The sequence below is a fragment of the Streptomyces monashensis genome (genome assembly GCF_001866665.1).
GTDB lineage: Bacteria > Actinomycetota > Actinomycetes > Streptomycetales > Streptomycetaceae > Streptomyces > Streptomyces monashensis.
Map to the genome: position 1 here is coordinate 35213 of NZ_MLYO01000118.1, position 13615 is coordinate 48827.

Here is a 13615-nt window from a genome sequence, read left to right on the forward strand (position 1 = left end):
CTCCGGGTGGTGCCGTAGGGGCCGCCGCTCCGGGTGCGGAGGGGGGCAGGTCCACCCTCGCTTCCGCGTGTCGTGCGCGTCCAACCGCCGTGCCGGATGGGATTGAGTGATTCCGTTTCTGAATCGGGTGCGGACGACCTGCCTCGTCGCTCACGGTTGTTCGATCCTACGAACTTCACGCGAGTCGGGTTACCGGCCCGCCACGCCTCTGATAGGAAACTTTCCTACCAGTAGCGGTACGGACCAACTCCCCACCCCCCGCATCGACTTGGAGTCCCTGTGGTGCACGCAGACCGCGAATCATCCCCCGCCACCGTCTCCCGCCGCACTCTCGTCGCCGTGCTCGGCGCCGCCGTCGCCTCCGGTGCCCTGATCGGCACCCAGCGCGCGAGCGCGGCCCCCTCCACCCGCGCGGCCCGGGCGGCCGGAGCGGGCCTCGACGATCCGGCGAAGAAGGAGATCGCCATGGAACTCGTGTCGAGCGCGGAGAACTCCTCGCTCGACTGGAAGGCCCAGTACAAGTACATCGAGGACATCGGCGACGGCCGCGGCTACACCGCCGGCATCATCGGCTTCTGTTCCGGCACCGGCGACATGCTCGACCTCGTCCAGCTCTACGCCGACCGCAAGTCCGGCAACGTCCTCGCGAAGTACCTGCCCGCCCTGCGCAAGGTCAACGGCAGCGACTCGCACGCCGGCCTCGACCCGGACTACCCCGACGACTGGCGCAGGGCGGCCAAGGACACCGTCTTCCAGCAGTGCCAGAACGACGAGCGCGACCGCGTCTACTTCAACCCCGCGGTCGCCCAGGGCAAGACGGACGGCCTGCGCGCGCTCGGCCAGTTCTGCTACTACGACGCCATCGTCATGCACGGCGACGGCGGCGACCCCACCAGCTTCAGCAACATCCGCAAGCGCGCGCTGCGCAGCGCCGAGCCGCCGGCGCAGGGCGGCGACGAGACGACGTACCTGAACGCCTTCCTCGACGCCCGGGTGTGGGCCATGAAGCAGGAGGAGGCACACAGCGACACCAGCCGTGTCGACACCGAGCAGCGGGTCTTCCTGCGCAAGGGCAACCTCGACCTGAACACCCCGCTCGACTGGAAGACGTACGGGGACAGTTACCACATCGGCTGACACACCATCAGCCGGCAGGCCGCCGGACGCGGCTCCCGGGACACCGGAGCGCGGCCCGGCGGCCTGCCGCGCCGCTCCCGGGCGAGGACCGGCGGAGCGCGGCGCACGCGGCGGGGTGTACTCGCGGGCCAGGGTCCTGACGGGGAAGGATGGGCGGCGAGCGATCGATCACACCGGCATCGATCACAGCGACGCGGAGGAACAAGGACTCATGTCGCACGAGCGAGCGGGCCGGCCGGCCGAGCCCGAGGACCTGGTCGACGTGGCCCGGCTGGTCACGGCGTACTACGCGCTCCACCCGGATCCGGCCGACCCGGGACAGCGGGTCGCGTTCGGCACCTCCGGGCACCGGGGCTCGTCCCTGGCGAGCGCCTTCAACGAGGACCACATCGCGGCCACGAGCCAGGCCATCTGCGAGTACCGCGCGGAGCAGGGCACCGACGGCCCGCTCTTCCTGGGTGCCGACACCCACGCCCTGTCGGAGCCCGCGAAGGTCACCGCGCTGGAGGTGTTCGCGGCCAACGGCGTGAGCGTCCTGATCGACAGCGCCGACGGCTACACGCCCACCCCGGCCGTCTCGCACGCCGTCCTCACCCACAACCGCGGCCGCGCCTCCGGTCTCGCCGACGGCGTCGTGGTCACCCCCTCGCACAACCCGCCCGCCGACGGCGGCTTCAAGTACAACCCGCCGAGCGGCGGCCCGGCCGCCTCCGACGCCACCTCCTGGATCCAGGACCGGGCCAACCAGATCATCACCGGCGGCCTGAAGGACGTGCGCCGGCTGCCGTACGCCCGTGCTCTCGCCGCCGGGACGACCGGACGGTACGACTTCCTCGGCGCCTACGTCGGCGATCTGCCGAGCGTGCTGGACCTGGACGCGATCCGCGCGGCCGGCGTGCGCATCGGCGCCGACCCGCTCGGCGGCGCCTCCGTCGCCTACTGGGGCCGCATCGCCGAAGAGCACCGCATCGACCTGACCGTGGTCCATCCGCACACCGACCCCACCTGGCGGTTCATGACGCTGGACTGGGACGGCCAGATCCGCATGGACTGCTCCTCGCCCCACGCGATGGCCTCCCTCATCGAGCAGCGCGACCGCTTCCGCATCGCCACCGGCAACGACGCCGACGCCGACCGGCACGGCATCGTCACCCCGGACGCGGGCCTGATGAACCCCAACCACTACCTCGCGGTCGCCATCGACTACCTCTACCGGCACCGCGAGCGCTGGCCCGCCGCCGCGGGCGTCGGGAAGACGCTCGTCTCCTCCACGATGATCGACCGGGTCGCCGCCGACCTCGGCCGGCCGCTGGTCGAAGTCCCGGTCGGGTTCAAGTGGTTCGTGGACGGACTGGCCGGCGGCTCACTGGGGTTCGGTGGCGAGGAGTCGGCCGGCGCGTCCTTCCTGCGCCGCGACGGCTCGGTGTGGACCACCGACAAGGACGGCATCCTCCTCGCCCTGCTCGCCTCCGAGATCACGGCCGTCACGGACCGGACCCCGTCGGAGCACTACGCCGGCCTGACCGTCCGCTTCGGCACGCCCGCCTACGCCCGCGTCGACGCGCCCGCGACCCGCGAACAGAAGGCGCTGCTGGGCACGTTGTCCCCGGCCCAGGTCACCGCTGACACCCTCGGCGGCGAGCCCGTCACGGCCGTGCTCACCGAGGCGCCCGGCAACGGCGCCGCGATCGGCGGGATCAAGGTCACCACGGACAACGCCTGGTTCGCGGCCCGCCCTTCGGGCACCGAGGACGTCTACAAGGTCTACGCCGAGTCCTTCCTCGGCCCCGCTCACCTCGCCCGGGTCCAGGAGGAGGCCGAGGCCGTGGTGCGCGGCGCACTGGGCGGCTGACCGCCGAGGCGGCGGCCTCCGCCGACGCGGGCGCGGAGGCCGCCGTGCGCTCAGCCGCGCCCGCGGTGCCGGTCCAGCCGGTCCAGGACCGCTTGGGCCATGGCCTGTTCGCCCCTGGCGTTGGGGTGGGCCGGGGCGGCGGGCGCGGCGGGCCGGAGCGGCTCGATCCAGCGGTCCGCGGGCGACTTGCACATGTCGTGGCCGACCGTGGGGCCGTAGGTGTCCACGTACGCGGCCCGGTTGACCGGAGCGCGCCCTCGGCCGCCGACCCGTCCACGGCCTGACCGACGCCCTCGACGCGCTGTGGGCGGCCATGGCGGACAGCGGACCGGTGCCATGAGCCTCCTGATCCCGCTGTACGTGCACCCGGCCGAGGACCCCGGCGCCTGGCACCGGCTGATCGCCGTGGCCGCCCGCACCTACGCGGTCGTCCTCAACCCGGCCGACGGACCGGGGGCCGCCCCGGACCCCGCGTTCACGGGCGTCGCCGGGTCACTGCGGGCGGCCGGCGCCCGGCTACTCGGGTACGTCGACACCGGCTACGGCATCCGGGACCGGGACCGGATCACCGAGGACGTGCGGCGGCACCTGGCCTGGTCCGCCGCCGACGGCCGGTTCCTCGACCGGGTGACCGCCATCCGTGAGGGCCTGCCCGCCTGCCGCCGGCTGGTGCGGGAGATCCGCCGACTGGGCGCGACCACCGTCGTCCTGAACCCGGGCGTCCACCCGGCCCCGGCTATGCCCGCCTCGCCGACCTCACCGTCACCTTCGAAGGGCACTGGTCCACCTACGTCGGGGGCGTTCACCCGGCCGGCCTGGACGGGCCGCCGGCCGCCGCAGCGGTTCTGCCGTCTCGCCTACGGCGTCCCCGAGTCCCTCGTCCCGCTCGCCGTACGGACCGCGCACGAGCGCGGCGCGGGGGTGTGCGGGCCGGTGACGGGGGAACTCGCCAATCCTTGGCCGGAGTTGACGCCGGCGTTGGCCCGGCCCGGTGGGTGGCCTGCGGGAACGGTGTGCGAAGCTGCGGGGACAGCGACCGCGCGACGGAGGAGAGGCGCCTCATGGCCATCATCCACCACACCACGCTCAAGCCCACGAAGCTGGAGCTGCTCACCGACTGGCTGCCCTCCCGCCCCTGGTACCGCGGCGGTCCGGACGCCCCGGTGCTGACCAAGTCCGGCGGCTTCCGGCTGGACGACCCGGCGGGCGAGGTCGGGATCGAGTTCATGGTGGCCACGGACACCTCCACCCCCGAACCGACCGCCTACCTCGTCCCGTTGACGTACCGCGGCGCACCGCTGGCCGGCGCGGAGCACGCCCTGGTCGGCACGATGGAGCACGGTGTGCTGGGCAGGCGCTGGGCCTACGACGGCTGCCACGACCCGGTGCTGGCCGCCGAGCTCCTGAGGCTCATCGACGGCCGGGCCCAGGCGCAGGCCCAGAGCATCGACAGCGCCCCCGACCACGAGGTGGCCCGGTCCCGCACCGGAGTTCCCTTCGCCCTGGACAGCTTCACCCCGGCCCCGGTCGACGACGAGCACGGCACCCGCCTTCCCGCTCCGCACGGCACGGTCCTCCAGGTGCACCGGGTCCTGACCCCCGTCCCGCAGGAGGACCCGCCGGTGTCCCCCGAGGGCGCCGTCGGCCATGTGTCCCGCTGCTGGCAGGCGCCGGACGGCACGCGTCTGTCGGCGCTGTTCGTGACGGTGCGCACGGCCTGATCCGGGACGTCCCGACGCCACTCAGGCGCCTTCTGGCATGGTCCGGTCAAATCTGACAGTCTTTTGACGATTCGACGATTCGACGATTCGACAGTCCGACGGTTCGCCCCTCCGCGGCCGCGCCGGCGCACCCCAGCCGGCCGGCCGCCATCGAGCAGGCCGGGATCCCGGCCGCCGCAAAGGAGCAGCGTGTGAGACCGACCCCCCACAAGGCCCTCGGCGCCGGTGCGCTCACCGTCGCCGCGCTGGCCGCCCTCGTCCTCCCCGCAAGCCCCGCCGCCGCAGCCCGGCCGGCCCCGCACCGGGCCCCGCGCCCGGCCGCCGCCTGCACTCCGGCACAGGTCGTCGGCAACGGCGGCTTCGAGAACGGCACATCGTCGTGGACGCCATCCTCGGCCGGCACGATCACCAGCCGCTCCGGACAGACCGCCCACGGCGGCAGCTCCTACGCCTGGCTGGACGGCACCGGCAGCACCCACACCGACAGTGTGAGCCAGAGCGTCACCGTCCCGGCCGGGTGCGACAAGGCCACCCTCACCTTCTGGCTGCACATCGACACCGCCGAGACCACGTCGTCCGTCGCCTACGACACGCTCACGGCCAGGATCGGCAGCACGAAGCTGGCCACGTACTCGAATCTCGACAAGAACACCGGCTACGTGAAGAAGTCGTTCGACGTGTCGGCGTACGCCGGACAGACCGTCACCCTCTCCTTCACCGGCACCGAGGACGCCAGCCTCCAGACCAGCTTCGTGCTGGACGACATCGCGCTCGACACCTCCGGCGGCACCGCACCGCCGGGCGACTCCACCCGCACCCCGGCCACGCCGTCGTACACCGTGAACCTCAGCGGCGACACGACCGGCACCCGGTGGACCGGGCACGAGAGCGTGACCTTCACCAACGCCTCGGCCGCCGCCCTGAACGAGGTCTATCTGCGGCTGTGGGACAACTACCACGGCACGTGCGACGCCATGCCGATCCAGGTCACGGGCGTCACCGGCGGCACCGCGGAGGCGCCCACCGTGGGCTGCACCGCCCTCAAGGTCGACCTGCCGGCGCCGCTCGCCCAGGGCCAGAGCGCCACCATCGGCTTCGACCTCGGCATCACGGTGCCCAGCGGCGCCGACCGCTTCGGCCACGACGGCGCCTACAGCTTCATCGGCAACGCCCTGCCCGTCCTCGCCGTCCGCGACAGCTCCGGCTGGCACCTGGATCCGTACACGAACAACGGCGAGTCCTTCTACTCCCTGGCCGCCGACTTCAAGGTGACCCTGGACCACCCCAGCAGCCTGCTGGTCCCGGCCACCGGCACCTCCGCCGACACCCCCGGCGCGGGCGGCCGTACGGTGACGACGGCGACGGCGTCCGCGGTGCGTGACTTCGCCTGGGCCGCCGGACCCTTCACCAAGATCTCCGGCACCTCGAACGCAGGCGTCGCGGTGAACGTCTACTCCGTCCCGGGCATCAGCTCCGCCGACGCCCAGTCCATGCTCAGCACCGCGAAGAGCGCCGTGGACGCCCACGCGGGCCGCTTCGGCGCCTACCCCTACGGCGAGCTGGACGCCGTGCTCGACAACAACTACTGGTTCGGCGGCATGGAGTATCCGGGGTTCGTCCTGGACGTGGTCAGCAACACCGCGCTCACGCACGAGATCGGGCACCAGTGGTGGTACGGCATCGTCGGCGACGACGAGTACAACAGCCCCTGGCTGGACGAGGCGTTCACCGACTACGCCACCGACCTCGCCCTCGGCAAGGCCGGCAGCAACTGCTGGAACAGCGTCTCCTGGGCCTCGTCCGACGAGAAGATCACCAACTCCATGGCCTACTGGGACGCCCACTCCTCGCGCTACTCCACCGTCGTCTACGGCTACGGCAAGTGCGCCCTGCACGACCTGCGCCGCGTCCTCGGCGACACCGCCATGACCAAGCTGCTGAAGGACTACGCGAGCGCGCACTGGTACGGCGTGTCGACCACGGCCGAGTTCAAGGCGGCGGCCCAGGCGGCCACCAGCACCGACCTCGCGTCCTTCTGGGCGCAGCACCGTATCGACGGCTGACGACAGCCCGGCGGCCGACGACAGCCGGCGACGGCTGACGACGGCCGGTCGTGACCGATCCCGCGGCGGGCGGTCGCGGAGGCGGCTCGGGCCACCTCTGCGACCGTCCGCCGTACGATCGTCGGGCCACCCGTATGGACCAAGCAGGGCCCGGGATGGCCGTGTTGGGCGGCTTCCGGCGTGCGGGGCCGCCCGACTGCGTGTCAGATGACAGACGTGCGAACCTCCATCCTCTTCCAGCGCAGCCTGACCCGTCCGGCCCTCACAGGGGCCCTGACCGGCCTTCTCCTGTGCGCGTCCGTCCCATCGGCGCTGTCCGCGCCGGCCCCCTACGTACCGCCGCGCGGCACCGCGTACATGGGCATGGGCGTCCTCGCCCACGACGGCAGCACCTCCGACGCAGGCGACGGCAACACGGACGACTCGTCGACCGTGCCCCGCGCGACCCAGACCGAGGGGGTGGACGTCTCCAGCTATCAGGGCAACGTGGCCTGGTCCACCCTGTGGAGCGGCGGGGTCAGATGGGCGTACACCAAGGCCACCGAGGGGACGAGCTACCGGAACCCCTCTTTCACCCAGCAGTACAACGGTCCGTACAGCACCGGCATGATCCGGGGCGCGTACCACTTCGCGACCCCGGACTCCTCCGGCGGCGCCGCTCAGGCCGACTACTTCGTCGGCCACGGCGGCGGCTGGTCCAAGGACGGCAAGACCCTGCCCGGCGCGCTCGACATCGAGTGGAACCCGTACGGCGACGACTGCTACGGCAAGTCCAAGAGCGCGATGGTCAGTTGGATCCGCGACTTCCTGAACCGGTACAAGTCCCGCACGGGACGCTACGCCGTCATCTACACGGCGACCAACTGGTGGACCGAGTGCACCGGGAACTACGGCGGCTTCGCGGCGAACAACCCGCTGTGGATCGCCCATTACTCCTCGAGCGCCGGGACACTGCCGGCGGGCTGGAAGACGTACACGATGTGGCAGTACACCTCGACCGGGAACACCGTCGGGGACCGCGACCGGTTCAACGGCTCGACCGACCGGCTGAAGGTCCTTTCGACGGGGTGAGCGGACTCCGACACCGGACTGACCGCGTTCTCCGGGCTGTTGCCGTGACGGGGGCAGGACGGATCCACCCCCGTCACGGCGCAGTCAGGAGAAGACGACCGAGCGGAGCTTGAGACGGTCGCCCAGGACCTTCCCGGGGTTCATGACGTAGTAGGTGTCGCCTTCGCAGTCCGGGTCGAGGAAGACGATGGCGGTGGCGTCCGTCCGGTTCTTGGGCGCGTAGCCGGGTTCCTCGGCCGTCCCGGGGAGGTTGAGGCACGCCCCGCTCGGCGGGTCGGTCAAGTTCTCGACGTGCCGGGCTCCGCCGAGGCCGGTGTACGAGTACTGGAAGGATCCGGTCGCCGCGAAGGCCGGCGTCGGCAGGGTCACGATCAGAGCCAGGGAGCCGACGGCGCAGGCCAGGGCGGTACGAAGGCGCATGTACGCGGTCCTTTCGGAGGTGACGACAACGTGATCGTGACTGCCCCTCGCCGTGCCCGATATGCGCCCCTCATTCTGATGAGGGAATGCCCGGATCCGTGTCCAACTCGGCACGGGCGGCCCGGAGTCGCGCCGGTGCCGGCGGTCCGGGAGTAGTGTGTTGTTGCACGTGTAACCTTGACCTGCGGAAAGAGCGGGGGAGGGTGCGTGGTCCCTGCAACCGTCCGTTACACGTGTAGCTGTGTGCCAATACCACGGCGGCGCCGCCTCCTTGGGACGAGGAGACGGCGCCGCGCTTCGTCACACGCCTCGCGGCGTCAGACCAGCCACCCGACGAAGTGGGCGAGTCCGGCGAGGATGTCGGTGAGAAGGTTCATGGTCGTACTGCTCCTTGCGGTGTTTCCGAATGTGGGACCTGTGCGTCGACCACGGTCTGCAGCCCGTCGCTCGCACACCGTAAGTATGGTTGTGTCACTGCCGCCTCGGCGATCTCCTGAGCGACGATCACCTGTTCCAGCGAACAACTGATCCCGTGTTCGGATCGTCGGTGCATCCCCTGCCTCAAAGGTGAGTCGGGCCGGGCGGCGGCACCGCTCGCAGCGCCCGCAGTACCGCCCAGACGACCGAGATCAGCGGTACGGCCACGACCGCGCCGATCACTCCCGCGACGATGCTCCCCGCGATGACCGACACGGCGACGACCAGCGGATGCAGCCGAACCGCCCAGCTCATCACCAGCGGATGCAGCACATGCCCCTCCAACTGGCCGATCACCACGATCAGCGCCAGGACGGCCGCGGCCGTCAGCGGTCCGCGTCCCGCCAGCGCGACGACCGTGGCGACGGCCAGCGCCACCGGAGAGCCCACCAGCGGCACGAACGCGGCGAAGAACTCCAGCAGGGTGAGCGGCAGCGCCAGCGGCACCCGCAGGGCGAGCAGCGCGATTCCGACGAGCACGGCATTGGTGGCCGCCACGATGATGATGCCGCGCGTGTAACCGGCGAAGGCCCGCCAGGCCGCCCGTCCCGCCCGGTCCCAGGCGGGACGGGCGGCGCTCGGCAGCAGCTCGTCCCGCATCCAGCCCCACAGACGCTCGCCGGAGTGGATGAAGAACACCGAGGCGAACAGCGCGAGCGCGCCTGCGGTGACCACCTCCACCGCCCGGCTCAGCCCGCTGACGGCGTTGCTGAACAGGGTGGAACGGTGGGTCGAGATGTAGTGCGTCACCTGGCTCTGCAACTCGGACAACCGGCCGGGGCTCAGCCGGAACGGCGGCCGCCGCAACCACTGCTCGATCCGGTGCACACCGCCCCGGAACTCGCCCGCCAATCGCCCCGACTCGCCCGCCACCGCGTTGCCCACCAGGGCGAGCAGCGCCAGCAGGACCAGGATGCTGCCCACCAGTGCGACGGCGACGGCCAGCTTACGCGGCAGCACCCTGTCGAGCAGATCCGTCAGCGGGCGCAGCACCGAGGTCACGATCAGCGCGAGGAAGAGGGCCACCGCGATGAGCTCGAAGCTGCCGAGGACGCTGAAGACGCCGTAGACGACGATGCCGACCAGAACGAGCCGCCAGGCGTAGGCGGCGGCGACCCGCAGCCACGGCACCGTCCGCTCGGCCACCGGCTCCGGCCGGGTGCGCGCGGAGGTCGGCAGTCGCACCGTGTACCCGGGCCGGCTGCCCAGCACGCTCCCCGCCCGCCGCCGTCCGCCCGGCTCCGCCGCCCGCCGGCCCGTATCGCCCTCCACCGCTCACGGCTCCTCTCCGCCACCTGTGCTGACGGTCGGTCACATTGAGGGAAACCGTAAGCTCCGGGCGGGGAAGCGGCTCGTGCAACGCGCCCGCGCGTGCTCAGGAGCGGGCCGGGCGAACGGGCGGCGCCGGCCCGTCGTCGTCCAGGAACGTGACCGTCTGCGCGAGCGGCGCCCGGTCGATGCGGGCGTATGGCACCGACACGTCCTCGTGGCCGATCGACAGGCCCGCGAACAGGATCAGGTCCTCCGCCGGCGCGACGACCTCGGCGACCGTGCGGTGGTACACCGACCAGGCCATCTGCGCACAGCTGTGCAGCCCCTCGGCCCGCAGCAGCACCATCACCGTCTGGAGATACATCCCGACGTCGGCCCACTGTGGCGCGCCCATGGCGCGGTCGATGTAGCACAGCAGCAGACAAGGGGCGCCGAAGCACCGCCAGTTGGCGGCGACCTCCGCCCGGCGGGCCGCCGCGTCCTCGCGTCGGATCCCGAGCGCCCCGAAACGCTGGGCGGCCGCCGCCGACCGGCGCTGCCCGTACGGCGCCTTCGGGTCCGGCGGATACATCCGGTACGCGCGCTCGTCACCGGGATCACCGGCGGCGACCCGCTTCGCGGTGCGTTTCCTCAGCTCCGCCAGCGGGGCACCGGTGAGCACGTAGACGCGCCACGGCTGGAGGTTGCCGCCCGAGGGCGAGCGCGCGGCGGCGGCCAGGACCCGTTCCAGCACCGCACGCGGAACCGGCTCGCCCGTGAAGGCCCGCACCGCCCGCCGGCTCGTCACCGCCTCGTACACATCCACACGTACGACCTCCCGCCCGTTCCGCTCTCCGTCTTCCGCTGCACTGACGGACGCCGGGCGACGGATGTGACTGGTACCGGCCGAGGGACACCGGCGCCACCGTGCCCGGGTCCACGCGGCCGGTGCCGACGGCGGCCATGGCGGTGGTGATCGGGCCCGCCGCGTCGAAGGCCCCGGCGGCACCGGCCGGAACCCTGTGCACGGCGAACCGCCTCTCGTAGGCCCGGACGAATCCGGCGGCCGAGTAGAGGCGGTCCGGGTCGATCAAGGTGGCCGAGAACCGCCAGCCCTCGTCCGCCGCGCCGGAGGAACGCGGGGTGAGGACCGGCACCGGCTCCGTCGCGGCGGCCGTGCCCGTGACCCGGCAGCGCGCAGGCCCGGGCGCGGGCGGCGGCCCGCCGGGCGAGCGCCCGCAGTGGACGACCGGCTGCGCGCCGGCAGTGGACCGTGCCGGCGGACGGCGTCCGCGTGGGCGGGGCCCGGCTCGAACGCCGTTGCCGGCCAGGGCTGTTCGGCCTCGGCGTCCTCGCCGGTCACCCGCACCGGCCACGGACTCGCCGTCTTCCGGGCGGCCCGCACCTCACGCCGGAACCGGACGCGGGACTCCTCGTCGTGCGCGAACCGCGCCTGGACCACCGTGACGGCGGCGAGCGCCCCGGACTCCGTACGGCCCGGCCGGACCACGCGCATGCCGCCCTCGCCCAGCCGGGCGAGCAGCCGGTGGCCGCCGACGGAGGACGGGTCGGGCGGACGCGGCGATCGGTCGGTCACTTCGTCGCCCCGTCGGCGCAGCGCCCGCTCCAGCGTCTCGGCGATCTCCTCGTCGGCCTGCGCCACGGTGCGGCGGATCGTACGGTGCCGAGCAAGGGCCTGTCGGCGGGGTCGCTCTCGAAGGGGCAGCGCCGGACATGGCCGGGCCCGTGGGCCTCGGGTCCGGCCGTCACGCGGCGCAGCTCCTGTGTCGTCGAAACATTCGAAACCCAGTGTGGGGACTTCGGCGTCTCCATGGAGTGCTCCGGGATGTTCCTTGAGGGATCTCCTCACTCATGCCGATTCATCAGCGGACACGTAGCGACGGTCGCGCTAGGACGCAGACGAATGTTTCGAAATATCGACCGAAAGTGTTGACAGATGGCATGGTCAGGCCAACACTCCCCATCACGTCACACCCCACCCGTCGCACAAGGAGGACGTACGACATGAATCCGCTCGACCATGCGACGAGCCGCAGGGCCGCCTGCGCGCTGCTGCTCGGCACCGCGGCCGGACTGGCCCTGCCCGGCACCGCCCGTGCCGCCACGGTCGTCACCACGAACCAGACCGGCACCGACAACGGCTTCTACTACTCGTTCTGGACCGACGCGCAGGGCACGGTCTCGATGACCCTGGGCTCCGGTGGCAACTACAGCACCAGCTGGCGCAACACCGGCAACTTCGTGGCCGGCAAGGGCTGGAGCACCGGCGCCCGCAGGAACGTGACCTACTCCGGCAGCTTCAACCCGTCCGGCAACGGCTACCTGTCGCTCTACGGCTGGACGTCGAACCCGCTCGTGGAGTACTACATCGTCGACAACTGGGGCACCTACCGGCCCACGGGGACGTACAAGGGCAGTGTCACCAGTGACGGCGGAACGTACGACATCTACCAGACGACGCGGTACAACGCCCCGTCCGTCGAGGGCACCAGGACCTTCAACCAGTACTGGAGCGTGCGGCAGTCGAAGCGCACCGGCGGCACCATCACCACCGGCAACCACTTCGACGCCTGGGCCCGCGCCGGGATGCCCCTCGGCAGCTTCGCGTACTACATGATCCTCGCGACCGAGGGGTACCAGAGCAGCGGCAACTCCAATATCACGGTGTCGTCGTGAGGACCGCACGACAGCTCGCGTTACGTCCGGCGGTGACCGCCGCCGTCGCCGCACTGGCCCTCGCCGCTACGCTCATCGTCGGAGCCGCCCCGTCGCACGCGGCCACCTGCTCCGCGTATGTCGGACTCACCTTCGACGACGGCCCGTCCGACGCGCACACTCCGGCGCTGCTGGCGGCCCTCGGGCGGTACGGCCTGCGGGCCACGATGTTCAACGAGGGGCAGTACGCGGCCGCCTACCCCGCGCAGGTCCGGTCCGAGGCTGCCGCCGGGATGTGGATCGGCGACCACAGCTACACGCATCCGCATCTGACCCGGCTGAGCCAGGCGCGGATCGACTCCGAGATCTCCCGCACCCAGCAGGCGATCGCGGCGGCCGGCGGCGGGACGCCGAAGCTGTTCCGCCCCCCGTACGGCGAGACCGACGGCACGGTGCAGGGGGTGGCCGCCAAGTACGGCCTGAGGCAGGTGATCTGGGACGCCGACTCGCAGGACTGGAACGGTGCGAGCACCGACGCCATCGTGCAGGCCGTCTCCCGGCTGACCGACGGCCAGGTGATCCTCCTGCACGAGTGGCCGCCCAACACGCTCGCCGCGATCCCGCGCATCGCGCAGACCCTGGCGGGCCGTGGCCTGTGCGCGGGCATGATCTCCGCACAGACGGGCCACGCCACCGCGCCGTCCGGCTGACACGTCCTCCATCGGAACGGACCGAACAGGTCCCCGTCTCGTTCGGGTTGGGGCCCCTGCTCCCGCGGGCCCGACCCCTCGGCGCCCCCTACGGGCCGACCTCACCCGCACGCCTGCCTGCCGGCCGACCCGGTGTGTACCCCGTCCGCACGGTGGCCCCTCGCCGTGCGGACGGGGATCGCGTGTCCGCGCCGGCTCGAGCGACGGCCCTGGCGCGGCGTCGGATCCACCCAACAC

At 72.0% G+C, this 13615-nt stretch carries 10 protein-coding genes and 3 pseudogenes; 8 read left to right on the forward strand and 5 right to left on the reverse strand.

The window, feature by feature from the left end; genetic code table 11:
• Positions 1-279: 279 nt before the first annotated feature.
• Complete coding sequence (locus tag BIV23_RS43125; RefSeq protein ID WP_071386450.1) at positions 280-1137, forward strand: chitosanase; 858 nt, start codon at positions 280-282, stop codon at positions 1135-1137.
• A gap of 211 nt (positions 1138-1348) precedes the next feature.
• The gene (pgm, locus tag BIV23_RS43130; protein ID WP_071386451.1) at positions 1349-2989 is read left to right on the forward strand and encodes a phosphoglucomutase (alpha-D-glucose-1,6-bisphosphate-dependent); all 1641 of its coding nucleotides are present in this window, start codon (positions 1349-1351) and stop codon (positions 2987-2989) included.
• A 50-nt stretch (positions 2990-3039) separates the two neighbouring features.
• Here pgm and BIV23_RS47930 read toward each other — a convergent pair.
• Positions 3040-3240 (reverse strand): annotated as a pseudogene (locus tag BIV23_RS47930) (SGNH/GDSL hydrolase family protein); the annotation flags it as partial.
• A gap of 85 nt (positions 3241-3325) precedes the next feature.
• Here BIV23_RS47930 and BIV23_RS47935 point away from each other — a divergent pair.
• The 4 genes and pseudogenes from BIV23_RS47935 to BIV23_RS43150 form a co-directional block, all read left to right on the forward strand.
• Positions 3326-3973 (forward strand): annotated as a pseudogene (locus tag BIV23_RS47935) (spherulation-specific family 4 protein); the annotation flags it as partial.
• Positions 3974-4050: 77 nt separating this feature from the next.
• A complete protein-coding gene (locus tag BIV23_RS43140; protein ID WP_071386453.1) occupies positions 4051-4710 on the forward strand; it encodes a maltokinase N-terminal cap-like domain-containing protein in 660 nt (219 codons plus the stop codon).
• A gap of 191 nt (positions 4711-4901) precedes the next feature.
• Positions 4902-6773: a M1 family aminopeptidase gene (locus BIV23_RS43145; RefSeq protein WP_071386454.1), complete on the forward strand. Its 1872-nt coding sequence runs from the start codon at positions 4902-4904 to the stop codon at positions 6771-6773.
• Positions 6774-6980: 207 nt separating this feature from the next.
• Positions 6981-7844, forward strand: a complete 864-nt coding sequence (locus BIV23_RS43150; protein WP_079173778.1) for a lysozyme — start codon at positions 6981-6983, stop codon at positions 7842-7844.
• An 84-nt stretch (positions 7845-7928) separates the two neighbouring features.
• On the opposite strand, the gene BIV23_RS43155 is transcribed toward BIV23_RS43150, so the two are convergent.
• The 4 genes from BIV23_RS43155 to BIV23_RS49400 form a co-directional block, all read right to left on the reverse strand.
• Complete coding sequence (locus BIV23_RS43155) at positions 7929-8264, reverse strand: hypothetical protein (RefSeq protein ID WP_071386455.1); 336 nt, start codon at positions 8262-8264, stop codon at positions 7929-7931.
• A 561-nt stretch (positions 8265-8825) separates the two neighbouring features.
• Positions 8826-10013 (reverse strand): AI-2E family transporter, encoded by a 1188-nt coding sequence (locus tag BIV23_RS43160; RefSeq protein ID WP_071386456.1) that lies wholly within the window; start codon positions 10011-10013, stop codon positions 8826-8828.
• 103 nt (positions 10014-10116) lie between these two features.
• Complete coding sequence (locus BIV23_RS43165) at positions 10117-10818, reverse strand: nitroreductase (RefSeq protein WP_071386457.1); 702 nt, start codon at positions 10816-10818, stop codon at positions 10117-10119.
• Between the two features lie 264 nt (positions 10819-11082).
• A complete protein-coding gene (locus tag BIV23_RS49400; protein WP_071386458.1) occupies positions 11083-11655 on the reverse strand; it encodes a protein kinase family protein in 573 nt (190 codons plus the stop codon).
• A 362-nt stretch (positions 11656-12017) separates the two neighbouring features.
• Here BIV23_RS49400 and BIV23_RS43175 point away from each other — a divergent pair, with 362 nt between their 5' ends.
• Together BIV23_RS43175 and BIV23_RS43180 are read left to right on the forward strand one after the other, a co-directional pair.
• The gene (locus BIV23_RS43175) at positions 12018-12689 is read left to right on the forward strand and encodes a glycoside hydrolase family 11 protein (RefSeq protein ID WP_071386459.1); all 672 of its coding nucleotides are present in this window, start codon (positions 12018-12020) and stop codon (positions 12687-12689) included.
• Positions 12686-13375, forward strand: a pseudogene (locus BIV23_RS43180) (polysaccharide deacetylase family protein); the annotation flags it as partial. The gene BIV23_RS43175 and the pseudogene BIV23_RS43180, both read left to right, overlap by 4 nt.
• Positions 13376-13615 lie beyond the last annotated feature (240 nt).